Below are 25080 nucleotides of genomic sequence, written 5' to 3' on the forward strand. Positions count from 1 at the left end.
GAGCTTTATTTCACAAAATGCCTCCTCATGATTATTTGAGGAGGCTTTTGTTATTCCACAAACCTATTCATACAACTAGCTTCTAATTGCGATGATATCGACATTGGTGGGGAGACACAATCTTTAGTTTTATTACTCCCATCAGTCACAGGCTCAAAATATAGAGCTTTTGTGAATAATTATAGTACTTGAAATCATCGCAAAATCGCGCTAGTCAATAGAATTTTTGGGCTAACGATGCCGAACGTGAGTGCGTCTCCTTAGCGCAGCCTTTCGTAGAGAAGAGTTGGCGGGCTACGCCTACGCTTCGCACATTTAAAAGCATCATTCATTCTTGCTCAAAATCCAGTAAAAAAATTAATTTGCTACTCACTATTTCAGCAAACTTTCAGCATGATTACTAATTGACAAAAGTTATTTTTTTATCTTAACCTTTCACAAATGAGCCTACACTGACCTGACGGCACAGTGTAGGTAGTTAATATCATGTCAGATTAATTAAAACAAGTCTAAATCTGTCACAGCACCAATACTGCTAGAAGATACCAAAAAGGCATATTTCGCCAACACGCCTTTAGTGTAACGTGGAGTGGGAGGTTGCCAGTTGGCACGACGACGGGCCAATTCTTCCTCGGATATATTTAATTGCAATAAACGAGCGGGTGCATCAATAGTAATACTATCGCCTTCTTCTACAAGAGCGATCGCACCACCAACTGCGGCTTCTGGAGCAACATGACCAACCACCATGCCGTAAGTACCGCCAGAAAAACGCCCGTCGGTAATTAATCCCACTGCATCACCCAAACCAGCACCGATAATTGCTGAGGTTGGAGCCAACATTTCTCGCATCCCAGGGCCGCCCTTAGGCCCTTCGTAGCGGATGACTAAAATATCACCAGGTTGAATCTTCCCCGCCAGAATTGCATCTAAAGAGGCTTCTTCCGATTCAAATACCCGTGCAGGCCCAGTAATTACTGGCTTTTTCACCCCAGTAATTTTGGCGACAGCCCCTTCCATTGCCAGATTACCTCTAAGGATAGCTAAATGTCCTTGGGGATACATCGGGTTATTCCAAGGACGAATTATATCTTGGTTGGCAGATGGTTCTTCTGATATGTCTGCTAATATCTCTGCAATTGTTTGACCAGTAATAGTAATGCTATCCGCATGTAGTAAATTATGTACAAGTAGGATCTTCATTACTTGGGGAATACCACCAGCTTTGTGTAAATCTGTAGCTACATATTTACCACTTGGTTTTAAATCACACAAAACGGGAACACGGGCGCGGATAGTTTCAAAATCATCTAGAGTTAACTCTACATCAGCAGCGCGGGCGATCGCTAATAAATGCAACACTGCATTCGTCGAACCACCCACCGCCATAATCACAGAAATGGCATTCTCTATAGATTTGCGGGTGATAATTTGGCGGGGTAAGATTTGTTTGCGAATAGCTTCGACTAACACAAATGCCGATTTTTCCGCGCTGTCGGCTTTTTCGGCATCTTCCGCCGCCATTGTTGAGGAATAGGGCAAACTCATCCCCAGCGCTTCAAATGCTGAAGACATGGTGTTAGCCGTAAACATTCCCCCACAGGAACCAGCGCCAGGACAAGCCCGACTTTCAACTTCTAATAATTCCTTTTCATCAATTTTTCCAGCACTGTATTGACCAACAGCTTCAAAAGAACTGACAACAGTTAAATCACGTCCGTTGTAGTGACCGGGTTTTATTGTGCCACCGTAAACAAAGATAGCAGGAATATTCATCCGCGCGATCGCCAGCATTGCCCCTGGCATATTTTTATCACAACCGCCAATAGCCAGCACACCATCCATGCTTTGTCCAGTACAGGCAGTTTCAATAGAATCGGCAATGACTTCCCGCGACACTAGGGAATATTTCATCCCTTCAGTTCCCATCGAAATCCCGTCACTAATGGTAATCGTGCCGAACACTTGCGGCATCGCCCCAGCGGTTTTAATTCCAACCTCTGCCCTTTGCGCCAGTTGATTTATCCCCATATTACAGGGAGTGATCGTACTGTAACCATTGGCAATACCGACAATGGCTTTATTAAAATCTTCATCTTTAAAACCAACTGCACGCAGCATAGCTCGATTAGGCGATCGCTGTACCCCTTGCGTCACAATTTGACTTCTTAAGTTCTCCGACATCTTTTTTCCTTCCGTGGCATCATCGCAACAGTTGCGATTGTATTACCTGATTTTCTCATGCATACGCGGCGCGATCGAACAACATAAAAGAGAGAAGTAAGTTTAACTTACCTCTACTTGCGACTATTCAATGTCAGAATTCTGCCTCCTGGCTTATTTTCAAAGCAGGTCTATTAAATTAAAGGATAATGTCGCTTGCCACTAGTTGTGCTGCTCCTGCAAGCTGAATTTCAAACTCAGCTAACAGATCCCCATCAGTGCTACCTTGAAGAATACCTCCTGAATAACGGATCTGACCGATTGCAGAGAATGCACGACTCCCAATGAAAGTGAAGGCTTGGTTGCCCCCTATGGTGGAGTTAGCGTCAATGGTAGATAGATCGATTTGATCACCTGCAAAGATACCGTTTCCAACAAAGTCAGTGACCACATCCCGTAACAAACCAGGTTGACTCTCAGAAACGAATCGCACCAATTCCCAAAATCGATATTAAAGAAAAGGTAGCCATTGTTAGAGTGAGGAGCATTGTAGGCGATTTTGGCAGAAGTAGCAGTGTGGAGAATATCAGGGACGATCGCAGTCTACCACACCCCCAATGAAAGCGAAGGAATATCTAACACCTGTAGCCATCGTATAATAAAAATACTAAAAAGCTTTTGTCAACTTCTCAATCAGAAAAACGATGAATTCACAAGATAAAAACTGGGAAAATTTATTTGGATATATCACGACAGAAGGTAGTGCTTGGCACGGAATATGGACGATGTATTCTCTAGATAAAAAAGTTCTGAATTCATTTAAAGCTGTCAGAAAAGTTCAAGCTAATGAAGAGAAAACATTGATCACTCAAACTAATAAATACAGCTATTCTGATGAAACGGAATCAGAAAAAACCTGGCAGATTGAAAAGCAAACTTGTAGTCAACCTGATGGAGTCATGTACCCAACATTTTTATCGATGAGGGCAGTGTCCTTTGGTGAGGGTAAGAATGCCTGGGTATCAAAAAAACTGGAAGCTGGAAAAAAATTTGCCACAGAGTTATTGTTCCGATATCAAGATTGGCGAACTAGTGTAGCTAGTGTCCATGCTGAGAGTGGCAATTTAGAGAGAATTACGATAATTAACGAGCATCTAAATAGCTTTTCCAATAGACCAACCAAAGCCGAAATAGAAAACTTTTCTGGAAAGTGGAGCGGACAAAAAGAGTATATGAATAGTGATTTGCAAATATCGGCTTCAGCAGAAAATAAAGAGCTTGTGTTAGAGCCAACAGAACAAAAAAATAAGACGATATTTTTTCCAGATGATATTGCTGTTAATGTACCTGAAAAGGTGAATATTGGAGAAGAATTTGAGATAGTAGGTGGTAAACTGGTTACGAAAAATGAGTATAGAAGACTGACAGCTAAATATGATAATTCGGGAGCATTCACCATGTTGATTTCTGAAGTTTTTAGGTTACAAGAACAATAAAACCAAACAAGAGGCTTTTCCTTAACAGGAATTAGACATTTTTTGTGGTCAAAAAAGCCTCAAACCTATACACCCCAATTATTTAACCTTGATTTAGCTTTTTTCTTGATATATATGGGTTTGGCCGATTTTTTGGGGTTTGAGGTATATCCCTTACCCTAAATGAATTTGAGGCTTTTTTCTCGTTGTTTTTTGTCTAAGTCTCGCTAAGTATTTTTAACATTTCATGGACACATCGAAAACCACGATAGTGAGCCTTAAGATCAATAATGCCAGAGTCGGGATTAAGGAGACGAAAATCAGAAAGAAGATGATGGGACAAATTGATCATAAAAAATCAGAGATTAGCAGCATTAGTTACAGCAGTTTGGCTGGAATTCATAAAATTTTTACTACCCCAAAATTGTTTGGCATTACGAAAATTCAACTCGATTTGAAAGCGCAGTTTGTAGTAGTCGATTATTTTATTGAATGACAACTTCAGGTCGTTAGAAAATAGAACCACATGGCTGCGAACATTAGTTTTCAGATTAGTTTTGACTAGAATAACTACATTCAGAGCTTGGGCAAATTCTTTTTGCATAATAATCACTATAAAAGAGAGAGGCAAGCTTAGTTTACCTCTCCCCACGATTGTTCAATTATCAGAATTCTGCCTTCTGCCTTATTTTCAAGACAGGTTTATGAAATTAAAGGATAATGTCGCTTGCTACTAATTGTGGTGCTCCTATAAGCCGAACCTCAAAGTCAGCCGACGGATTTTTATCAGTGTTAGCTTGGAGAATACCTCCTGAATAACGGATCTGACCAGGTGCGGAGAATGCGCTAGCCCCAATGAAAGTGAAGGCTTGGTTGCCCCCGATAGTGGAGTTGGCGTCGATGGTATATAGATCGATTCGGTCACCTGCAAACTTACCGTTTCCATTAAAGTCAGTGATCAGATCCCGTCCAACAGGACGACTATCTGAAACTGAGCTGAACTTGAAAACATCGTTACCTGCTCCTCCAGTGAGAATATCAGTCCCGGCACCACCAGCGAGTGTGTCGTTGCCAGTACCGCCATTGAGGATATCGTTGTCACCACCACCGTTAAGGACATCGTTGCCATTACCGCCAACGAGGCTATCTCTGCCATTGCCGCCGTTAAGGACATCGTTACCATTACCACCGTCAAGAGTATTGTTGCCATTGCCACCGTTAAGGACATCGTTGCCATCACCGCCAATGAGCTTATCGTTGCCACTGCCGCCGTTAAGGACATCGTTGCCATTACCACCGTCAAGAGTATTGTTGCCACCGCCGCCGTTAAGGACATCGTTGCCATTACCGCCAATGAGCTTATCGTTGCCATTACCAGTGTTTATCACATCGTCGCCATTACTACCGTAAATGGTTTGGTTACCACTACCACCAGCGTTCACGATTTTGCCGCCGCCACTAGAAATCACGATACTGCCGGAGCCACTTTGGTTTCCACTACCACCGGTTATGATGCCACTAGAAATCACGATATTGCCGGAGCCACTATTCACAAAACCAGGTAAACCAGGTAAACCTACCATTAATGAGCTTCTCCTAAACTTAGAGAGTAAAAAAATTACCTCGTCACTTCCCCATCAAAAAACGGCGTTGCTGATTAAGAGTATGAATTTAGTTTCCTTCAAAAGCGCAAAGGAACCAGTTTCAAACATTAAACTTTTGAATTTCACACTTTTATTCAGCAACGCCGAGAAAACAAGATGGACAAATAACGAGTGGGAAGATATAACTGAACTAGACCTGATTGGAACAGGTCTTTGCTGTTAAGTCTGAAAACTTGAGAAGATTTGAGAAGCACTGGATGTCTTTATGATATTGGCATCAAAATTGTTGCCAAGAATCATGTTATATCCTTGTGCCTTATGTATTCATTGGTTCCAGTACTAGGCTGCTAAGGAACAAACAGACTTTCTCGTACGGAATTGCATACGTTTTAGGACGTTTTTTTTGTATTCAGAATATTACAAGACTATGATATAACGCTCAAGCGTACTTTTTTCTATCTATAAGAAAGAGTAATTAACCATAAAATTTTACTCTGTCCAGATTAAAATCTTAAACCCTTGATTTTGATAGAGTTTTTTAATCTCTATCGGAATAACAAGGTGATGATAGTAAGTAACTTGGCGGGAAAAAACTAAACCATGTAAAGGTATTTAAACGAGCAAATAAGCTGGATTCAAAGATACTTCAGAATTTTGATAAAACTTTACATAGTTTATTTTAATAGCACCAACCTACTTCCTCTGAGGGGTAGTTTGTTTTATTTATACAAAAAAGTGGCATTCATTTGTAAAGGCTGAATACCACTTTGTATTTTCTCAAAATTCCTGATGACAGAGATATTTTACCCAGGTAGAGTTATCCCAGTGACAGCGATCGCACCACCAATTGCACTGGCACAAAGGGAAGTGAAAGCTGTCCCAAATATCCACCAAGCAGCATTTGCAACGGTTTTTTTGCTTTCTTCAGCTTGCTTTTGGATCACTTTCAGGCGTTTTTGGGTTTCTTTCTGGATGCGTTCGGCTCGTTGCAGTACGCCATCCTGCGCCGCTTCTATTTGATCGATGATCCGGAGCAACTAGGGTGTCACGATCAAATTCACTGAGGCGATCGCACAGTGCTTCAAATCCAGCTTGTGGATCATCGAACACCTTAGCAAAGTCCTGCTTAATCCCTTCATAGTTAAGTTCTAAACGATCCAGCGAGTTGAGATAGTTGCGAACTTTGGCAAAAACCCCATCCACCACTGATTGCACCTTTTGCTGAATCTGCTGGAATTGTTCGACAATCGAGGTGCGAACCGACTCAATTTGATCTACAATTCGGTTAGCTTCCTCTTCTGAGATAATCTTCGCGTTGAGATAACAGCGCCACAATTGTCGAACGGTCAAATTTCGAGGCGCGATCACTTAAATTCCCAATTCCAGCGCGGGGAGAAGACAGCAGCAATTGCAAATCGCGTTTAATTGCTTCTGGGTTAAGTTCTTCTTTGTTGGTATTACGCAGATATTCTTCGAGATTGGCTTCAAAATCTAGAGCTACTTGAGTGGTACGTTTTGCTAAACGTCGTGGCGCTCTAACTATACTAGCAATCGCATCTTGGGCGCGATCAATGATTTGATTAACCTGTTATTGGCTTAAGTCTCCCCGCTGACTTAGGAGTTTAACCAAGGTTTCTCAATCAACCTGAGACAAGCGATCGCGTAATGCTAAAGCTCCGGCTTTGGGATCATCGAGTAATTTTTCCAAATCGTTCTTGATACCTTCTGGATTAAGTTCTTCCAAGTTGGTATTGCGGAGATATTCAGCGATCGCTTTTGTAGTTTTTTCGTACTGTTCTTTCGCCTGCTGCGGTGCTTGCAAAATACTATCTCAGACTGCTTCGAGCTGATTGAGAGTTTGGTTTACCTGTTCTTCGCTCAAATCTTGACGCTGACTGAGCAATTGTACGAGTGTATCGCGGTCAAATTGCGATAAGCGCGAAGTCAATTGGCTAATTCCGGCTTGCGGATCGTCTAGTAAGACTTTAAACTCACGTTTGATACCTTCGGGATTGAGTTCGTCTTTGTTAGTATTGCACAGATAGTCTTCAATTCTTTGGCGCAGTTCATCAGCTTTCGCTTTTGCTTGTTCTTGTACTTCTTTAGCACGATTCAAGATATGATCGCGGGTGCTTTCAATTTGACTAACAATATTATTAGCTTCCTCTTGGCTGATAATCTTGACGCTGCTGGAGCAATTGTACAAAAGTATCGCGGTCAAATTGTCCAAGGTGGCTACTTAAATCTTTAAAGCCAGCTTCTGGATCTTCCACCAACTTAGCAAAGTCTTGTTCAATACCTTCAGGGTTAAGTTATTCTTTCCCCGTCGAATGCAGATAATCTTCAATCCATCTGCGGAGATATTGCCCTTTTTCTCGCCCTTTTACCTGTTTTACAGTTTCTAAAACTTCCAGGCGATCGCTTTCCATTTGTTCAGCAATTTCTTTCACTCTAGCTTCACTAATATCACCTCGCTGCTTTAGCAAGTTGCTAAAATGTTCTTGATTGAGTTCTTCCAACTCCTGTCTCACAGTTGTCAGATCTGCATTCACGTCATAGATGACTTCTGTAAATTCATCTACTACGGTAATTCAGTTAAAATGCCAAGGAAACGAATTCAATATGTAGTCTTCATGGGTGAGGTAGAGTGCGAGACGGTAGGAAACAATGTTTATTGGTGTTAACTTAAGGTAAAAACCTGGGCTGGCAAGTATTCTCTAGTTTCCCTCACCCTCTATCAACATTGGGTAAGGCCAAAACTAAACCTCGAAATCAAGCAGATTTCACCTGAAGTTTAAACTGATATATAGCTGTGTATTTCTACTAAGGATTACATCTAATAGATAGTTTTTTGCAGAAATTGAGTTAATTTTGAAACTAAAATTATAGATAAATTTTTGACAAATAAAATAGTTAATTTCTAATTTTTATAAAACATAATTTATTTAACAACTATGAACTTTTACTAACCTACTTTAGATAAAAACACCTATATCTAATGATAGAGATAGAAATTCTTCCAAACGATTGATGAAAAATAAACATAAACATGTATAAATAATGGTGATTACAAGCTATAAATATAGTGCATAATTGAATTAATTTTTGCTGAGGAGAAAAAATAATGGTTGTAGGTGTACATAAACGTGGTGTTGGTGTATTTTCTAATCGTCGAGATGTTGAACATGCCCTACATGAATTGAAAAACACCGGCTTTGACATGGACAAAGTGTCTGTCATTACGCAGGATGGAGACAAAGAAGATATTGCTGGAGCTGATGTGCGCGATCGCGTCGGTGATAAATCTGACGAAGGCGCTAAAGTTGGGGCAGTTACAGGCACTGCTTTAGGCGGATTGACTGGCTTATTAGTTGGTCTTGGGACTTTGGCAATTCCTGGAGTGGGGCCAATTATGCTGGCTGGAGCCGCAGCAACCACCCTAGCTACCACCCTGACTGGAGCTGGTATTGGTGCAGTAGCTGGTGGTTTGCTTGGTGGATTGATTGGTTTAGGAATTCCCGAAGAACGAGCCAAAGTTTATGACGACCGCGTAAAGCGAGGACACTATTTAGTCATCCTAGATGGCACAGATACAGAAATTCTCAGAGCAGAAGCAATTCTACGTCAGCAGGGTGTGGAAGAGTTTGGTATTTACGATAATCCAGATGCTAAAAATGCAACCACTGGTTATGTGACTCCAACTCCTACTGGCACTGATTATGTGACTCCAACTCCTACTGCGGCTCATAGTGGTGTTGCTAGACGGGCAATTGGGGTGTTTTCTCATCGTCGAGATGCAGAAGCAGCACTTACAGAATTACGAGATGCAGGTTTTCCCTTAAATACAGTCTCTATCATTGCCAAGGATACAAACGGTCAAGAGATCGCTGGTGTAGATGTAGACAGAAACGTTGCTACAGGTAATAAAGCAGACGAGGGTGTAAAAACTGGAGCAGCTACAGGCGGTGTTCTAGGCGGTTTGACTGGCTTATTAGTTGGTCTTGGGACTTTAGCGATTCCTGGAATTGGGCCTGTGATTGCAGGTGGCGCAGTAGCAACAGCTTTGGCGACAACAGCGGCTGGGGGTGCGATCGGTGCAGCAGCTGGGGGTATTGTTGGCGGACTCGCTGGCTTAGGAATTCCTGAAGACAGGGCGCGAGTTTATGGCGATCGCTTCCAAAGAGGCGACTACTTAGTAATTATCGATGGTACCGAAGGTGAAATCCGCCAAGCTGAAGCGATTCTCAAACGTCGAGGTATTGAAGAATTTGCTATCTATGATGGCACTGATTTAAGCGCACATCGCCCAGGTTTTGACCGAGTGACGAATCAGAACACACCAGTTATTAATAGCGATCGCACCAATTACTCAACAGATCCTCTTAGAGATGATCCTGCCGTAGTCATTGTTGACCGTCGTGATGAAACACTCTAAGCTAAAGTAGTTCTTACTCACACTAATTCCACAAAATTGCAGGAGCAAGAAGTTGAAAAATTTGCTCCTGACTAAAAAACTTGCTTCTCACTTCTGCCGTAAATATCAACAAATTTTACTTTTCGATTCCGAATTCAACATATGCAAAAGCTAACTCCTTTGTTAATTAGTGGCCTTTTAGTTTTTGGTGTTGCTGCTTGTGATAACGCTTCTAAAACAAGTGAATCTGCACCCAATAATCCTAATGAAGCTCCCCAAACACCAAGTGCAAAAACAACACAAGCTGCTCAAGAAGATGCACAAAGTGATGTCCGCAGAAGACAACTAAATGAGGATATTCGTGCCCGCGAACAGCGCAATAATACCACTGGTGGGGATACACAAAGAGCTTCAGGTGACCTAAAAAGTGAAGTTCGCTCTAAGTTAGAGGCAAACATACCCAAAGGTCAACTAACAGTTGATGCCGCAGATAATGGGACTGTCACTATCGGAGGAACTGTGAACAATCAGAAGGAGTTGGCTAAAATTGAACCTTTAGCTAAACAAATTAAAGGCGTCAAAAGTGTAGTTGTTAAAGCAACTGTTGCCCCACCAAAAAAATAAGGTAACTAACAACAAATCCAACTGAGTAGGTAGGCAAAAATAAATTTAGATGCTCTTGCTCAGTCTTAGTGGTCAGTTATACTTATTACTAACCACTAAGAATTAACAACTGATAACCTTAATAATTATATTTATTGATGCTCAGTTTAGTTATACAAGCTTTTGTAGTCGCCGAAAATAAAAACTATGGAAACCGATCAACAGCAACGTGAATCTATCAATGCTTCCTTATCACAAGGTACGCTAGCACTTGAAGGTACAGATACTGCAAACTTGCCAAAATTACTACCAGCACCTGAACCTGAATCTCAATGGCAGCAAATTAGCAGACAAGTTTCTCACTTTTTAGAGCAACTGCCCCAATACTTAAGTGGCTTTTTTAAAGACTACAAGCAGCCTCTAATAACCGTTGCTTTAATTTTAGGAGCGATTGTTACAGCTAAGGTAGTATTAGCATTACTAAATGCAATCAATAATATTCCACTATTATCACCACTTTTTGAGTTAGTTGGAATTGGTTACGCCAGTTGGTTTATTTTCCGTTATCTACTGAAGGCTTCAAATCGGCAAGAATTAGCTGATGAGATTCAATTATTGAAGAACCAATTTGTGGGCGAATAAATTTCCCAACCATTAAACTAGCCTCAGCCCAGTAGTCAGTATTGTTTGCTAATTAAAGATATACAATCCAAAGGTTCACATTCCCGACTTATCTAAAAAGTCGGGAATTTTATAATTATCCTAATTTTGGATGAAAAACGTAGTCTGGGCATAATAATGTTCATTGGTGTCAGTGTCAACTTTCAGCCAAAACCCTTGTTTTACGTAATGAACGGAAATTATAAGTATTTAACCGGACTTAATATTAGTCTTTTGGATACACCAAAAGATAGAGGACATAACATTATATTTAATTCTAAATCACTTCTAAAGATAGTAGAGCTAAGATGAAAAACAGCCTAATCTAGTTTTTGAAGTTATTTAATACATTCTTTAACGAGGACATAATTTATGGCTAATCAAGAAGTTAACAAAGGTATAGATTCATCTGATAGAGCTGAAGTAGATACATATGATCGCGGGATTATCCCAGCCGAAACTGCTGCTCGAATGAAAAGAGAAGGAGATGAGTACAAAACATTCCCTACAGAAGAAAAAGAGGCAGATGCATCTACCGATGATCAAACTGATCCAGAAAGTATACGCACCACTGACGGCTATACCGTAGACAGAGAAGGTTTATCTAACAACTATGCAGTTGAACCAGAAATGTACTACGAAGTACCGGGTGATGCACGCCAACAAGCAGCAGAAGAAAAGGCAGCACGTGCTGAAGAACTTGCAGAAATTAGTCAAGACGATGAGGAAGGCAAGTTGACAGAAAAAGGTGATAGCCGAGGTAGAGGGCCAGGAATAATTTAATTAACAACTATGCTTTTGCTGGGTGCAATTACACGTAATAAGGCAAAATAGGTAGTTTGTAGAGACGCAATGATTGCGTCTCTACTTATATCGGGTGGCATTTTCCAAGGGGAATAAGTTACAATTTCGCCGTCCGGCATAATAGTATCTTCCAAGACAGCATCCTTGATAGCATCATCCACAATAGCTCCCCTGAGATTAGCAGCTTGGAAGTCAGTATTTTCCAAGATACTATCTCTAAGATCGGCTTCAGTAAGGTCGGCATCAAGCAAACCAGATTGATACAAATTAACCCCTCGCAAATTTGCTCTTCGGAGCTTGATCCCGACCAAATTCGATTGGCTCAAATCGGCATTAGTAAAGTTAATCTTACTCAGGTCGAGACCACTCAAGTTAACCCCAATCAAATTAACACCGCTAAAATCCCGCTCACCAGCAGCATAGCGCTGGAGCAATTCTTCAACATCCATAACTCAGGTACTACATACAATTCATTTTGGGAAGTATTGATGTGACGATGGGGTAGGTGAATCGTTAAATAATCAACGGCTCAAGTTCACGATTATGCCATTGCCTTTGATACCATTCGGCAACCAAAGGACGGACAATAAACTTAGGCTGTCCATCGCCTTTAACGTCAATACGTAAACCTGAGTAAGGTCGTCGCTTCTGAAAACCTTGACCGTTACGACCAATGAAGAGATGCGATCGCGCCACTAATCTCTTTTCATTTCCAAAATTCTCCATCAAATCTGATCCCTCAATCCGCTGGCGTCGCAAACTAAACCCGCTACCACCACAAATAATCCAGTGGATATGAGAATCAGCGTGTCCCGTATCCATTGTTTCCAGGTGTTCCAAGCAGTGTGCATGACCGTTTAATACCAAATCAACCAAAGGACGCCCCTGAGTTAGGGAACCTATTTCTTTAGCTACCGCATCCAGCACACCACGGAGGCGATCGCGAATTATTAGAGTTTGTGCTTGTTGCCACTTTGTCGCCTCAGTTACATAGGGAGGATGATGGAAATAAATCACCCTTCCCCGAACTTCAGAATTATTCCAAGATTCAATTAATCTTTGCTTAAGCCACTCTAGTTGTTCAGTATCAGTCAGCAGTATTTTATCAGTAGCTAGTTGCTTATCGATATCAACAATAATTTCTTCAATTTGCGACAGCTTGGCGTGCAAGTCATCTAATTGGTCGGCTTCAGTGGGGTTTTCTGGACGAAGCTTGGCTGAGGTTTCAACGATTTGCAGCTTTTCTTGCTCTAAATCTTCACGGCGTTTTTCTAAGACTTTGCGATCGGCGTCACCTTTTTTTGTTTTAGGTAGCGGTGGTGGATCGTTAAATGTATTAGAATCCAAGGCAAAGAAATCTATACCGCCATAGCGAAAAGTGTAGTAGCGATTGGGAAGGCGGGTAAAGTGCCCAGGTTCATAGCTAAGACAACGACCTGTATCTGTCTTGGCTGTGTAGTACTGATCTAAATGATGATTTAACTCTCCTGGAAGCTGAAATGCCTTAAGATAGTCCAGAAATGCCCGTGCGTAAGCGTCACCGGTTCCTGAGCCATGCAAGCCCACATCTAGGTCTAACCGCGATCGCAACAAGCCACGAATCGGTAATGTTGTTAGAGACGCCAAGCTCAATAAAATCGGCAAGTTATAGTAATCATGATTTCCTGGTACAGGTAAAATGGGCAGCTTAAAAATCATCTGGTCATAGGCAATCCGTCTGGGATGCTCTCCACCCAAGATAAACTCTCGGTAAGGCTGGATGAAGTTCTGGTGGTAGTATTCACTCGACCCCACTAAATAGATCACATCCCCCATGTGCAGCATAAAACGGGATTCGTTGTGATGGGGCAGCATCAGTTCAGCTACCTGTCGCTGGGGATTGTGTCCCCGGTGCTGGCCGGAACCACTATCACCTATAACTAAAAATGAAAACTCAGAATTGTCTGTTTGACCATCTTCCAACACCAGCCGAGTTTGGTCGATGTTCCGTTCCACAATTAACGGATCTTGCCACCGTACCCGCTGATTCATTTTACTAATTTTGTTAGCGATCGCTGGATCAGATACAAGTTTCAATGCAACCTACTCCTGAATTTTCAATTAGGAATCGGGCAAGAGTAATTTGTCACTTGTTATTTTCCCCTACCTCCCTTGCCTTCTCTGCCTCCCCTGCCCCCATCTCCCTCACTCCCCCGTTGTGTCTTTCATCTCAATAGTCAGGTTGGGGAGTCCCTCTAGTTTTTCGGTAGGCTCAACTTCTTCTACTAATGGCACAAAAATTCTCAAGCCTGCTGGAACACACTTAATTTCTACTGGTGTTGTGCCCACTATTTCACCATCTAGAACAACCTTTTGTGGTGGGTTAGTCGTAATTTTAAATTGTTTGGCTCGCAGGAAGCCAATATCATCCCGTTCTACGGCGTTACCTGTAGAGGCCGTTTGAAATAGATGGAATGTAGCGGCGATCGCTCCTGCCTTATTAACTGAAGCTACAATCGTTAAATCTAGTAGCCCATCATCATAAATCAGACCTGCTGGGCCCTGAGCTAAGACTGAAGTGGCAGGTGCAGCATTTGCGACTGTTACTGCACAGGCACTAGTTTTAATGATCTTGTCCTCAGTTTCAATTTCAACATCAAAGTTTTTTAAGTTTCTCAGTTGCTGAATTCCAGCCAAAACGTAGGCCATCATCCCAAAGCGATTTTTGGCGTCTCGGTCTGCCAATTCTACAGTTTCAGCCTCAAAGCCAATACCTGCTAAGAGTACCATTGGCTGATCGTTGCAATAGGCTACGTCTACACTGCGAGTTCCTCCCTGTAAAATTGTCTGACACGCAGCTGCGATCGTGTCAGGAATTCCTAAAGCTGTGGCAAAAGCGTTTGCTGTTCCTCGAGAAATGATCCCAAATGGAATCTCAGTACCCACTAAAGCCGCTGCCGCCGCTGAGAGAGTGCCATCTCCTCCTGAAGCAATAATTGCATCTACACCCCTCCCGACTGCTGCATAGGCCAGTTCGTCAGCGTCGATTTCTTCAGTTGTGAGATAAATATCTAGGTCAATATCTGGCTCTAATATTGTCCGAATCTCTGCTAGTTCTAAATCTGGGTCACCCTGACCCGCAACTGGATTGAAAATGAGGCAGGCGGAACGATTCATAAAATATAAAAGCTAAACTTTAGATTACTAAAATACCAAATTATTTCTAGCATTGTTGTGAAATTTCGACTTCCATCTGGCGGCTGGTTTAATTTTTTGTAAAAAGTTCAGAAGTATTCTACATTGGAACATACCAATGCTGATGCGTATTTTGGTATCTTTTGTTTATACTTAAACAATAAAAATTTTGCCATGGGTCAATTATTGCTAGTTTTGGCAAGTATTCTAACTCTCAGCAGTTTAAATACCCGCACTATGACAATAGCAGGCACAACGCCTGATTTACCAGAGATGCGTTTAGTTCAAAAGCTCAACTGCAATAATCCTCAAGCTCAAGCAGCAATTAATGAATGCACGAAGTTATTTTATCAGAATGCAGATAAAAAACTGAATCGAGTTTATCAACAATTGCTATCTACGTTAGAAAGCTCTAGGAAACAGAAATTGATTGCTGCACAGGTAGTATGGATCAAGTTTAGAGATACCAATTGTGAGTTTGAAAGAAGTAGATATGAGGGAGGAAGTATTGCCGCAACCATTTATTTTGGTTGTCTGGAAAATTCCACAAAATTGCGTACTCAACAATTACAGGAATATCTCAAAGCCAACCCTTAATTCGATAAAACTTGTTGATTTTTTTGATATTTACCAATTTTTCTGCATCCATTACGATGTGAGGTAAAATATGATAAAAAAGTGTTTCTATGACCGTAACTACAGCGAAGTGGACAATAGATGAATATCACCGCATGATTGCGGCAGGTATCCTAGATGATCGGCGCATGGAACTCCTAAAGGGAGAAATAGTAGAAATGTCACCAGAAGGAGAACTTCATGCCTACTTCAGCAGTGAAGCCGGGGAGTACCTGATTAAACTTTTAGGCAATCGCGCTACAGTTCGCCCCAGTAAACCGATTACACTTCCTAACTAACTCTGAACCTGAGCCTGATATTGCTGTTGTCAAAAGATTGGGACATGAATATTTAGAACATCATCCCTACCCTGAAAATATCTTCTGGTTGATCGAATATTCTGATTCTAGCTTAGATAAGGACTTACAAATAAAAACCAAAGTCTATGCTGAAGTAGATATTCCTGAATATTGGGTAGTTAATCTTAAAAAGCGACAAGTTGTAGTATTTCGAGATCCTCAAGATGGAGAGTATGCCTCAAAAATAACATTAACTACAGGTACAATTTACCCACAAGCATTTCCAGATTTGGCTATATCAGTAAGCTCAATTGTTAACATTTAGGAATAGAAACTAAAAAATCTATTAATCCGATTATTTACAGAGAATTTTAACAAGGCTTGCTCACTCTGCTTTCATCTTTAACCAGCCAAATACCTGTTCTACTGTCAGTTCTAAATCAATACCATCTAAAACAGGCAAGGTATCTTCTCTATGACAAAATTCTGGTTGTTGATGTGGTTTAAATACCAGAACTGAGCGGTCATCAGGATCAATCAACCATCCAAGCTGACAACCATATTTTAGGCAGTGCAAGATATTGCTTGTAACTCGATTGGAACTCTGATCTGGAGAGAGAATTTCAATTGTCCAGTTTGGAGCAATTAGCACATCATCTATAGGTTCTCCGTTATCGTCAAACTCAATTTGTTGCCAACGAATAACCGCCACATCTGGAACAATTGACCGACCACCAAAAGTACAACGTAACTCTGGAAAAGCATAAGCAATTTGCTTCTCTTCTGTAACTTCATTAATCCCATTAATCAACTTAGCCTGAAGTCGGGAGTGGCGGGTTGTCAGCATTGGTTTCTGGCTAATTTCACCATCAATATAAATACTTGCAGGCTTGGTTTCTGGTAACTTCAGAAACTCCTCTAGGGTTAGGGATGCAGATTTTGCAACACTCATGACTTCTGCTATTCCGAAAGTCCTGCATCTAGTTTATCAACCTTTGCCACTGGGTGGATGCAACAAGGCGATCGCCTATACATAGCACTAACTCAAAAGCACTCCACCAATAACTTCAAAGTACTGCTTTTGCAACAACCGCGCAGTAACTTGATGTTGAACACATTGATGTACTATCTCTAACGATAAATGCAATGACATGATGATGAAGTTGAGTGATGCCAGTAAGCTTTGAATGCCCTACCAAGATATTGCGACCATCCGCTACATTTGATTTATCGAGTCGCCCTTCATCAAACATCTAAAATTCTCGCTTGATTATTTGAAACAATAAGAAAAGCTCCTCTAAGCTTCTGCTGCATTCCTAATGAATCAATTGACCAAGCCAAAGCGTAACTCATATCGCCATTGATTTTTGGTACAGCTATTTGAAAGTGAGGATCACAAATTTTAAATCTGACTCCTTGCCAAACAGGCATAGCTCCAGGTACTGAATAGTTTCTAGAATACGAATTTGCAATAAATGCCATATCACCTATCTGTAAAGTTTGCTCTGAATTGAATCCAAAACCACCGCTGTTGAGAACTGTAAGCTGTTTATCAAAGAATAAACGCACTATGTAGAACATCGCTGGAGCTATAGATTCATTTGTTATAAGCGCATTCAAGATAATTGGCTTTGAGAATTCTTTATCTTCTTCAAATTCAATATCAACTGCATTACTTTCAAGGAAAAATTGAAGTGATAAGTCAGGAGCATCAGCACGATTCCCAATATCTCGAACTTCATACTCCTCCATTGGAATTGACTGATAGTTGAACCTCTTGTAGAAAATATGATCTTCTGCCATATGAGGGGCACGTTTACTTTGTGGAATACTTACTACATAGATAACACGCCCAGAGTTACTCTTCTTAAGCTCAATTTGTTTGATTTTGACATCATCAATACGACGTTGGATAGTTGAATTAATAACCTGTTCAAGCCATTCTCTTGTTATATCTTTGGGATCATAACCACTATCAATCCCTGTCGGAAGGTGATTAATCTCAATCACGCCATATACAATTACGCCCCCAGCCGAGTTTGCAAACGCTGAAACATCTTTACTCAAATCTTTTTTGCGATTAGGGTTGCGTTTATCTAAGGATTCACATCTTTTATAGTCTAGGGTAAGGCTTTCTTGCACCCCGGTTTGGATAAGTAATTCAATATCCTCTTCTTCCCAATCCCAAGCATCTTTCATACTAAATACTTTTGTAAGGATTAAAATTCACTTTAGCAGCCTGATTGCGCGAGCAGCCCAACTAAATAGCAAAACACCTACTTTTACCCCTGTATCTTTGGGACTTATTGATTGCTCATCAGTACGATCGCACCCGCATATGGAAATCTGGGGAAGTTCAGTTGATGAAGCAACTTGCAACCCAGGTTGCGATCGCCATCCAACACTCAGAACTTTACAAATAGCTCCAAACACTCAACGCTGAATTAGAACACCCCATTCAACAGCGGATTCAAGAATTCGTTTTTAATGTCAAAAGACGCATTGGCATTGTTGGCGGATGCATTGGCATTGTCATCGACGCATTGGCATTGTCAGCAGACGCGTTGGCATTATCAGCAGACACGTTGGCATTGTCAGCAAACGCATTAGCATTGTCAGCAGACGCCTTGGCATTGTCAACGGACGCATTGGCATTGGAGGGTATTACCAAATTTAATTCGCTACAAATATTAACGAAATGCTGTACCAAGTAGTAGTGTTGGAGATTTCTCAAACCAGCCTTTGGTAAAGAATTGTAATCCAAAATCCCAAATCTAAAACCCAAAATTGGTATGTGTCCCTGACTACGGTAGTCTAGATGAAAGTGAATTAATCGCTTACTGATATATTGTTTTATGACTTCAGTTGTTTCTAGTCCCCCACGCACTATTCGGATTGGTTCACGCAAAAGCCAACTTGCTCTGGTTCAAACCTACTGGGTACAAGAGCAACTAGAGAATTGCTTTCCTGATATCACTTTTGAAGTCCACACCATGTCTACCCAAGGCGATAAAATCTTGGATGTAGCATTAGCTAAGATTGGCGATAAAGGACTTTTTACTAAAGAACTTGAAGTCGGAATGCTCAATCAGGAGATTGACTTTGCGGTTCATTCCCTCAAGGATCTGCCAACTCACTTACCAGAAGGGCTAACACTGGCAGCAATTACTGAACGGGAAAATCCAGCAGATGCATTAGTGGTGCATGAAAAGCACAAAGATAAACAAATCGATACTTTACCTGAAGGTGCTGTAATTGGGACATCTTCGCTGCGGCGGTTAGCACAGTTACGCCACCATTTCCCCCACTTTACATTTAAAGATGTGCGGGGAAACTTGATTACACGGTTGGCAAAACTAGATGCAGGCGAATACGATGCCCTAATTTTGGCAACAGCAGGGTTAGAGAGATTAGGAATGGGCGATCGCGTTCATCAAATTCTCCCCGCAAATATCTCTCTCCACGCGGTAGGACAAGGAGCCTTGGGTATAGAATGCCGGACTGATGATAGTGAATTGCTATCTCTACTCAAAGCGATCGAACATCCCCAAACCCGCGATCGCTGTCTCGCCGAACGCTCTTTTTTACGTTCTTTAGAGGGCGGCTGTCAAGTACCTATTGGTGTAAATACAGAAATATCTGGTGAAAATTTGACCTTAACAGGGATAGTCGCCAGTGTAGATGGTCAAAAGTTCGTAAAAGATACCGTCACAGGCATTGCCAATAATGCCGAAGCGCTAGGTATAGAACTAGCAGAACAGTTACGGCAACAGGGAGCGCAAGAAATTTTGTCAGAAATTTTTGCGGTGATTCAACGCGGTTCCTAAGCAATTAGGCAAGCCGATGTGATTAGATAAGAATTGATCGCCGTTGCACTCTCATACGTGCCAGACGCGACATATCGCGTTGGTCGGGATCATAGAGTTAATTTGACAATCTCAGGGAAGCAAAAATTACCATGCGGATTCTATTTGTTGCAGCAGAGGCAGCACCCATTGCGAAAGTAGGAGGAATGGGTGATGTTGTCGGGGCATTACCCAAAGTCCTGAGAGAAATGGGGCATGATGTGCGGATATTCTTGCCTTACTACGGCTTCCTGCCAGACAAAATGGAAATTCCCTATGAACCCATCTGGTGGGGAGATGCCATGTTCCAGCACTTTGCAGTATACGAAAGTGTTCTGCCTGGTACTGATGTTCCTTTGTATTTATTCGGACATCCTGCCTTCATGCCCCGCCGTATTTATTCTGGAGATGATGAAGATTGGCGGTTCACTTTGTTTGCTAATGGTGCAGCCGAGTTTGCCTGGAATTACTGGAAGCCAGAAATTATCCATTGCCACGATTGGCACACGGGGATGATTCCCGTGTGGATGCACCAAGATCCTGATATCAACACGGTGTTTACCATTCATAATCTGGCTTATCAAGGGCCGTGGCGTTGGTATTTAGAGAGAATTACTTGGTGTCCCTGGTATATGCAAGGACACAACGTAATGGCAGCGGCGGTGCAATTTGCCGATAAGGTAAATACAGTTTCGCCCACCTATGCTGAACAAATTAAGACACCTACTTACGGTGAAACATTAGAAGGTTTGCTGTCCTTTATTAGTGGGAAATTATCTGGAATTATCAACGGTATTGATACTGAAGTTTATAATCCAGAAAATGACAAATATATTACTCACACCTTCACTGCTGATACTTTAGATAAACGCAAGGCCAACAAAATTGCTTTACAAGAAGAACTAGGGTTAGAAGTCAACTCCAAAGCCTTTTTTATTGGGATTGTGACGCGATTAGTAGAACAAAAAGGCATTGATTTGATATTACAAATCCTCGATCGCTTCCTATCTTATACAGATGCACAGTTTGTGCTGTTAGGGACAGGCGATCGCTACTATGAAACTCAGATGTGGCAATTAGCATCCCGCTTTCCCGGACGCATGGCAACTTACTTACTGTATAACGATGCTCTGTCTCGTCGCATCTACGCTGGCACCGACGCCTTCTTAATGCCTAGTCGTTTTGAACCTTGTGGTATCAGCCAAATGATGGCTTTGCGCTACGGTTCTGTACCCATTGTCCGCCGCACAGGTGGATTAGTTGACACCGTAACCCATCACGATCCTGAGAATGCCGCAGGCACCGGTTATTGCTTTGATCGCTATGAACCGCTAGACCTTTTCACCTGTATGATCCGGGCTTGGGAAGGCTTCCGTTTCAAACCACAATGGCAAGAACTACAAAAACGGGGCATGAGTGAAAATTTTAGTTGGCATCAATCTGCCAAGCAGTACGTAACGTTGTACAGGTCAATTTACGGTTTGCCAGAAGAAGAAGAGAAGACACCAGAACTAGAGTTAGTTTTAAACGAAGCAGTCACCAGTAGCAAGTCTTGAACCGCCAGTAGAGGCGTATATCTGTACGCCTCTACTCCCAACTCCTAATATCATGTCCACTTGATTATTTATTAAACCCGAAGAACTCCATCCCTTAATCCTACGTAAGTTTGACAAACCTCTCCCTGCTTTGAACTTTAGTTCAAGTCTGTCCCTCTCTGAGTCAGAGAAGTACAGGTTTTGTTTAGTAAAACCAGGCAGAAGTCTTTTGATTTTACTATTAGGCGGACGCTATCTGACCCGTCAAACTCACGTTAATGTTAATCCCTTAAAAGCTTACAAAGCTACGGTGTACAACACAAGTATCTTGACCTGCAATACCATTGCATCGGCTGACAATGCTATTGCATCAACTTACAATGCCATTGCATCGGCTGACAATACTATTGCATCAACTTACAATGCCAATGTATCGGCTGACAATGCCAAAACATCGACAATTATCTGGACTTGATAAACTCCTAACTTTTAACTCCTAATTATTGAATACTCGTCGCTTTCGCCTTAATTAACCAGTCACCATCGCGATCGCAAATTTCTCGACCAGACGAGTCTCCTAAGCGCTCTAACGCCAATAAACAAGCGTATTTCAAGTCCCAAATCGGTGTATTTAGGCAAGTTTTGAGTTCAGGAATTGCTCGTGAATCACCCAATTCACCAAGAGCGATCGCACAAGCCGCACGAGATTTCTGAAACTGGGGTTCGCGATTGTATAGGTTTTCTACTAACAAATCATAGGCGGGAGCATATTTCAGCCAGCCGAAAAGTTTCATCACATGATAATGAGCGCCATAATCGTTATATGCTTTGTCCGAATAAGTTGCTAAAAGCGCTGCTGGTGCTTCTTGTGGATAGATATCCAGTAAGGTTTTTGTCGCTAAATAGCAGCGTCCAAAATCAGTTTCGTAGAGTTCATTAATGACAAAATCTAGTACAGGGGTAAGGTCATACTCATGTACTAAATCAAGGTCGTTGGGATGATCGTAGAGTATTTGCTCTAGGTAAGGTTGAATTTCTGTGAAAGTAATTTCACCACTGGGGACGCCTGCATCCAAGAGCATCCGCAATCCTCGTAAGCGAAACACCAGAGATACAGGACAACGGGCAATTTCTGGGATGGCTTTGTAGTAGCGTGAATCAATCAGGTCTTGAATGCAACCGCGCCGTGCATTGACGCTGGAACTTTGCAACAGTGCTATCACCTCACTAATTTGGGAGTAGTCACCTGTGAAACGACAAACTGTAGCGATCGCTGCACTACGGGTAGGTTCATCCTCAGCTTGGGTAAATTTCCGAACTCGTTCTAAGGACGCCTGATAGTTAGCGTTAGCTAGGGTGTGAATAATTACTCGGTAGATTTGACCTGGTTTATCGAGTAGTTGCGCTACTTCTTCGAGGATTTCTGGATCTTTAGTGCCGATTTCCCCAATCGCCCACACAGTATTTTCAACAGTATAAATATCATCATCTTTAAGGCACTGCCGAATTACAGGTAAAGCTGATTCGACCTGCAATCGCCCCAGACTTTCCACAGCTTTGCGGCGGACAATCCGGTGGTCTAACTCATCAGGGTTACTGCTTTCAATCGCCCGTACCAAAGCTGCGATCGATTGCTCAGTGGGATAATTAATTAGATGGGAAACAGCAATATACTTATCAGAAGCGTCTTCGAGTTGTTCTAATGGTGTATCGATAATTGCGATCGCTTGTTCTTCTGTTAGCCCAAACATTTTAAAAAAACGTTTATCCATTGATCTATAAAATGGCTCTTGGATAATTGCTCAGAGGTCACTTTTACTATCGTACTAGGGACTGGGTACTGAGCATTGGGCATTGGATTACCAAATTTTTGAAGATTTACGTTAAAAAGCTTTACCAGTGGTAACGCGATCTGAGAAGATCGGAATATATGCATTTGTCAGCGATTAGTTTAGTTGCCTCTTGCCAATTGTTCAGTTGTATGTAACAGCTAAGTGCTGGTCTTTCGTGAGTAACCAAACACAAACGATAGTCGAACACTGATTACACATCATTATTTATATAAACACGGATTTAGGAAACAAAAGTTATGGATGAAACCTCAGAACTCACAACAACCGATAACGTAACCACTCAAGATGTTGCAGAAGTTATTGCAGAACTTGAGCAGTATCGGGAACGTCTAGTCCAAGAAACTATGGAAACCGCAAAACGGGCTAAGTTGATGAGAGTAAATGTTATGGCAAAACTAGAGCCTGAGCTTGCCAAGATTGATTCTGCCCTCCAGGAACTCCGTAATCAGCAAGCTGCCCTGAACCTCAGTAACTAGTAATCCATCTTGATAATTTAGCTATAAGTCATATGCTCAACTCCAAAACTCAATCCGGGGAGGATTCGTTAAATCTGTCTCAGGCAGAAACTGATGCTTTATTTGCAGCGGTGAGTGAGCAATTAGGCTTAAACACCTTCAACCCTGATGATCAAGACCTACTCAAGCAGATGATTGAGAGTATGGGAGACTCACGGGGGATGGTTAGGTTGAGTTTTGCAGAGGCATTGGGAAAAATCGGTAAACCAGCGACCCCTTTATTGATGGAAGCTGTAGCAAATCACCCAAACCCAGTTGTACGCAGAGCTAGCACCAAAACCCTGACACTGATCGCTGATCCGATCGCAATTCCAACCTTGGTCAAGGCTCTGTTAAATGATGAAGATACAGTGGTCAAAGCCTCGTCGGTAGGAGCGCTCGCCAAGATAGGTAAGCCTGCTGTGCCAGCATTACTAAAAATCTTAGCGTCAAGCGAGTATCCAGAAAGTGCCAAAGGATATGCAGTATGGGCGTTGGGATTTATTGGAGCAGAGGCGAAGGAATATTTATATCAAGAGATTAACTCTGACTCGGCTGAGGTTCGCGCTGCGGTGGTGGGAGCGATCGCTAAAATAGCTGAAGAAGGTACTGAAAAAGGAGCATTTAATATTTTAGTTAATGCCCTCATCGATCCATCAGCAATTGTGCGGTGTGAAGCAGCAGCAGCTTTGGGCAGCCTGACCTATCGACCAGCAATTCCTAACCTCGTTGAATTATTGCACCATCCCGATTGGGAAACTCGAAAAGCGGCAGCCCTGGCATTGATGAAAATTGGCGATCGCACTTCCTTAGAACCCCTGCAAGCCGCATTAACCAAGGAAGGGGAAGCGGGAGTTCAGGCAGTGTTCAAGTTGGCGATTTCTCAAATTGAGAGACAGTTAGAGGAAGATACTTGGGAATAGAGCGATGCACATTTACTATCACTAATTTTTGGACTGATTCCTCTAAAATTATTGCTAATTAATAGCATTAATCCGATGATCAGTTGCCAACTATGACTATTTCCCTGGCATTAAAAGATGATTTAGAACTGTAGACAGAAATTGTTGATTAGGGTTCCAACTTGAGATCACTCAGTTAAGTTTGCTGTTCTCCTTTCTGGCTCCATAGAAGATAGTCAGAGACAATATTTTAGTGAAAGTTACACATTGATTTATGGTAGTGGTGTGCAACGCTTATGGACAATAAAATTTCAAAAAAACGACAGAATTTTGGGATTGAACATCTAAATCTCTCCTGATTTGTAAGCAAGGTTTTTTCTAAGAACAGATGAAGCTATGAAGCCAGATTTAAGTTTTTTAGTCAAGGGCAATGATTGGTAGACTCTGCTTTATTTAGAAATCAACCCAGTATTGCAGTTAGTGGTAAGACAATTATCATCAAATGTCCTAATCAAGGCACTACAAAGCAAATTATTTGCAGAGCAAAGCAATTAAATTAATTAAATTGCAACTAGCACCCATTTTGGCAGAACAAAGTAACTTGCAGCGATCGCTAAACTGAAAACTTCAAGCATTAATT

General features: G+C 41.7%; 22 protein-coding genes and 3 pseudogenes. 13 read left to right on the forward strand and 12 right to left on the reverse strand.

Going from position 1 to position 25080, the window contains the following annotated elements; all coding sequences use genetic code 11:
• Positions 1-498: 498 nt before the first annotated feature.
• Both ilvD and V7K48_RS04160 read right to left on the reverse strand, forming a co-directional pair.
• Positions 499-2184, reverse strand: a complete 1686-nt coding sequence (gene ilvD, locus V7K48_RS04155) for a dihydroxy-acid dehydratase (RefSeq protein WP_335069873.1) — start codon at positions 2182-2184, stop codon at positions 499-501.
• A 178-nt stretch (positions 2185-2362) separates the two neighbouring features.
• Positions 2363-2656 carry a hypothetical protein gene (locus V7K48_RS04160; protein WP_335069875.1) on the reverse strand — a complete coding sequence of 98 codons (294 nt, stop codon included), beginning with the start codon at positions 2654-2656 and terminating at the stop codon, positions 2363-2365.
• Between the two features lie 211 nt (positions 2657-2867).
• On the opposite strand from V7K48_RS04160, the gene V7K48_RS04165 reads away from it, so the two are divergent.
• Positions 2868-3659: a DUF3598 family protein gene (locus tag V7K48_RS04165; RefSeq protein WP_335069877.1), complete on the forward strand. Its 792-nt coding sequence runs from the start codon at positions 2868-2870 to the stop codon at positions 3657-3659.
• A 202-nt stretch (positions 3660-3861) separates the two neighbouring features.
• Here V7K48_RS04165 and V7K48_RS04170 read toward each other — a convergent pair.
• The 3 genes and pseudogenes from V7K48_RS04170 to V7K48_RS04180 all read right to left on the reverse strand — a co-directional run.
• Positions 3862-4245, reverse strand: a pseudogene (locus tag V7K48_RS04170) (transposase); the annotation flags it as partial.
• 103 nt (positions 4246-4348) lie between these two features.
• On the reverse strand, positions 4349-5221 hold the full coding sequence (locus V7K48_RS04175; RefSeq protein ID WP_335069879.1) for a calcium-binding protein: 873 nt from the start codon (positions 5219-5221) through the stop codon (positions 4349-4351).
• Positions 5222-6045: 824 nt separating this feature from the next.
• A pseudogene (locus V7K48_RS04180) lies at positions 6046-7875 on the reverse strand (MFS transporter); the annotation flags it as partial.
• Between the two features lie 491 nt (positions 7876-8366).
• On the opposite strand from V7K48_RS04180, the gene V7K48_RS04185 reads away from it, so the two are divergent.
• From V7K48_RS04185 to V7K48_RS04200, 4 genes are all read left to right on the forward strand, one after another.
• A complete protein-coding gene (locus V7K48_RS04185; protein WP_335069881.1) occupies positions 8367-9677 on the forward strand; it encodes a histidine kinase in 1311 nt (436 codons plus the stop codon).
• Positions 9678-9818: 141 nt separating this feature from the next.
• Positions 9819-10280, forward strand: coding sequence for a BON domain-containing protein (locus V7K48_RS04190; RefSeq protein ID WP_335069883.1), 462 nt, complete (start codon positions 9819-9821; stop codon positions 10278-10280).
• Between the two features lie 186 nt (positions 10281-10466).
• Positions 10467-10901, forward strand: coding sequence for a CAAD domain-containing protein (locus V7K48_RS04195; protein WP_335069885.1), 435 nt, complete (start codon positions 10467-10469; stop codon positions 10899-10901).
• A 390-nt stretch (positions 10902-11291) separates the two neighbouring features.
• Positions 11292-11702, forward strand: coding sequence for a hypothetical protein (locus V7K48_RS04200; RefSeq protein WP_335069887.1), 411 nt, complete (start codon positions 11292-11294; stop codon positions 11700-11702).
• Here the strand turns inward: V7K48_RS04200 and V7K48_RS04205 are convergent.
• From V7K48_RS04205 to V7K48_RS04215, 3 genes are all read right to left on the reverse strand, one after another.
• Positions 11699-12172 (reverse strand): pentapeptide repeat-containing protein, encoded by a 474-nt coding sequence (locus V7K48_RS04205; RefSeq protein WP_335069889.1) that lies wholly within the window; start codon positions 12170-12172, stop codon positions 11699-11701. The two genes, V7K48_RS04200 and V7K48_RS04205, sit on opposite strands and share 4 nt — an antisense overlap.
• Before the next feature lie 64 nt (positions 12173-12236).
• A complete protein-coding gene (locus tag V7K48_RS04210) occupies positions 12237-13799 on the reverse strand; it encodes a metallophosphoesterase family protein (protein WP_335069891.1) in 1563 nt (520 codons plus the stop codon).
• 108 nt (positions 13800-13907) lie between these two features.
• Complete coding sequence (locus tag V7K48_RS04215) at positions 13908-14879, reverse strand: YegS/Rv2252/BmrU family lipid kinase (protein WP_335069893.1); 972 nt, start codon at positions 14877-14879, stop codon at positions 13908-13910.
• Positions 14880-15071: 192 nt separating this feature from the next.
• On the opposite strand from V7K48_RS04215, the gene V7K48_RS04220 reads away from it, so the two are divergent.
• Both V7K48_RS04220 and V7K48_RS04225 read left to right on the forward strand, forming a co-directional pair.
• Positions 15072-15494, forward strand: coding sequence for a lysozyme inhibitor LprI family protein (locus V7K48_RS04220; RefSeq protein ID WP_335069895.1), 423 nt, complete (start codon positions 15072-15074; stop codon positions 15492-15494).
• A gap of 89 nt (positions 15495-15583) precedes the next feature.
• Positions 15584-16136, forward strand: a pseudogene (locus V7K48_RS04225) (Uma2 family endonuclease).
• Positions 16137-16196: 60 nt separating this feature from the next.
• On the opposite strand, the gene V7K48_RS04230 reads toward V7K48_RS04225, so the two are convergent.
• Both V7K48_RS04230 and V7K48_RS04235 read right to left on the reverse strand, forming a co-directional pair.
• A complete protein-coding gene (locus V7K48_RS04230) occupies positions 16197-16763 on the reverse strand; it encodes a Uma2 family endonuclease (RefSeq protein WP_335069897.1) in 567 nt (188 codons plus the stop codon).
• A 293-nt stretch (positions 16764-17056) separates the two neighbouring features.
• Entirely contained in the window at positions 17057-18010 is a 954-nt protein-coding gene (locus V7K48_RS04235) for an AlbA family DNA-binding domain-containing protein (protein WP_335069899.1), read from the reverse strand.
• Between the two features lie 107 nt (positions 18011-18117).
• On the opposite strand from V7K48_RS04235, the gene V7K48_RS04240 reads away from it, so the two are divergent.
• Complete coding sequence (locus V7K48_RS04240) at positions 18118-18234, forward strand: GAF domain-containing protein (RefSeq protein ID WP_335069901.1); 117 nt, start codon at positions 18118-18120, stop codon at positions 18232-18234.
• Positions 18235-18281: 47 nt separating this feature from the next.
• On the opposite strand, the gene V7K48_RS04245 is transcribed toward V7K48_RS04240, so the two are convergent.
• A complete protein-coding gene (locus V7K48_RS04245; RefSeq protein WP_335069903.1) occupies positions 18282-18596 on the reverse strand; it encodes a hypothetical protein in 315 nt (104 codons plus the stop codon).
• 70 nt (positions 18597-18666) lie between these two features.
• On the opposite strand from V7K48_RS04245, the gene hemC reads away from it, so the two are divergent.
• The 3 genes from hemC to V7K48_RS04260 all read left to right on the forward strand — a co-directional run bounded on the left by hemC (position 18667) and on the right by V7K48_RS04260 (position 21666).
• The gene (gene hemC, locus V7K48_RS04250) at positions 18667-19638 is read left to right on the forward strand and encodes a hydroxymethylbilane synthase (protein WP_335069905.1); all 972 of its coding nucleotides are present in this window, start codon (positions 18667-18669) and stop codon (positions 19636-19638) included.
• A 131-nt stretch (positions 19639-19769) separates the two neighbouring features.
• Positions 19770-21212: a glycogen synthase GlgA gene (glgA, locus tag V7K48_RS04255; protein WP_335069907.1), complete on the forward strand. Its 1443-nt coding sequence runs from the start codon at positions 19770-19772 to the stop codon at positions 21210-21212.
• A 208-nt stretch (positions 21213-21420) separates the two neighbouring features.
• Entirely contained in the window at positions 21421-21666 is a 246-nt protein-coding gene (locus V7K48_RS04260; RefSeq protein ID WP_335069909.1) for a hypothetical protein, read from the forward strand.
• A gap of 25 nt (positions 21667-21691) precedes the next feature.
• On the opposite strand, the gene V7K48_RS04265 is transcribed toward V7K48_RS04260, so the two are convergent.
• A complete protein-coding gene (locus V7K48_RS04265; protein WP_335069911.1) occupies positions 21692-22963 on the reverse strand; it encodes a HEAT repeat domain-containing protein in 1272 nt (423 codons plus the stop codon).
• Positions 22964-23280: 317 nt separating this feature from the next.
• On the opposite strand from V7K48_RS04265, the gene V7K48_RS04270 reads away from it, so the two are divergent.
• Both V7K48_RS04270 and V7K48_RS04275 read left to right on the forward strand, forming a co-directional pair.
• Positions 23281-23520, forward strand: a complete 240-nt coding sequence (locus V7K48_RS04270) for a hypothetical protein (RefSeq protein WP_335069913.1) — start codon at positions 23281-23283, stop codon at positions 23518-23520.
• Positions 23521-23552: 32 nt separating this feature from the next.
• Positions 23553-24461: a HEAT repeat domain-containing protein gene (locus tag V7K48_RS04275; protein ID WP_335069915.1), complete on the forward strand. Its 909-nt coding sequence runs from the start codon at positions 23553-23555 to the stop codon at positions 24459-24461.
• Positions 24462-25080: the final 619 nt, after the last annotated feature.

This window comes from Nostoc sp. (genome assembly GCF_036919615.1).
In the GTDB taxonomy this organism is placed as follows: Bacteria; Cyanobacteriota; Cyanobacteriia; order Cyanobacteriales; family Nostocaceae; genus Nostoc.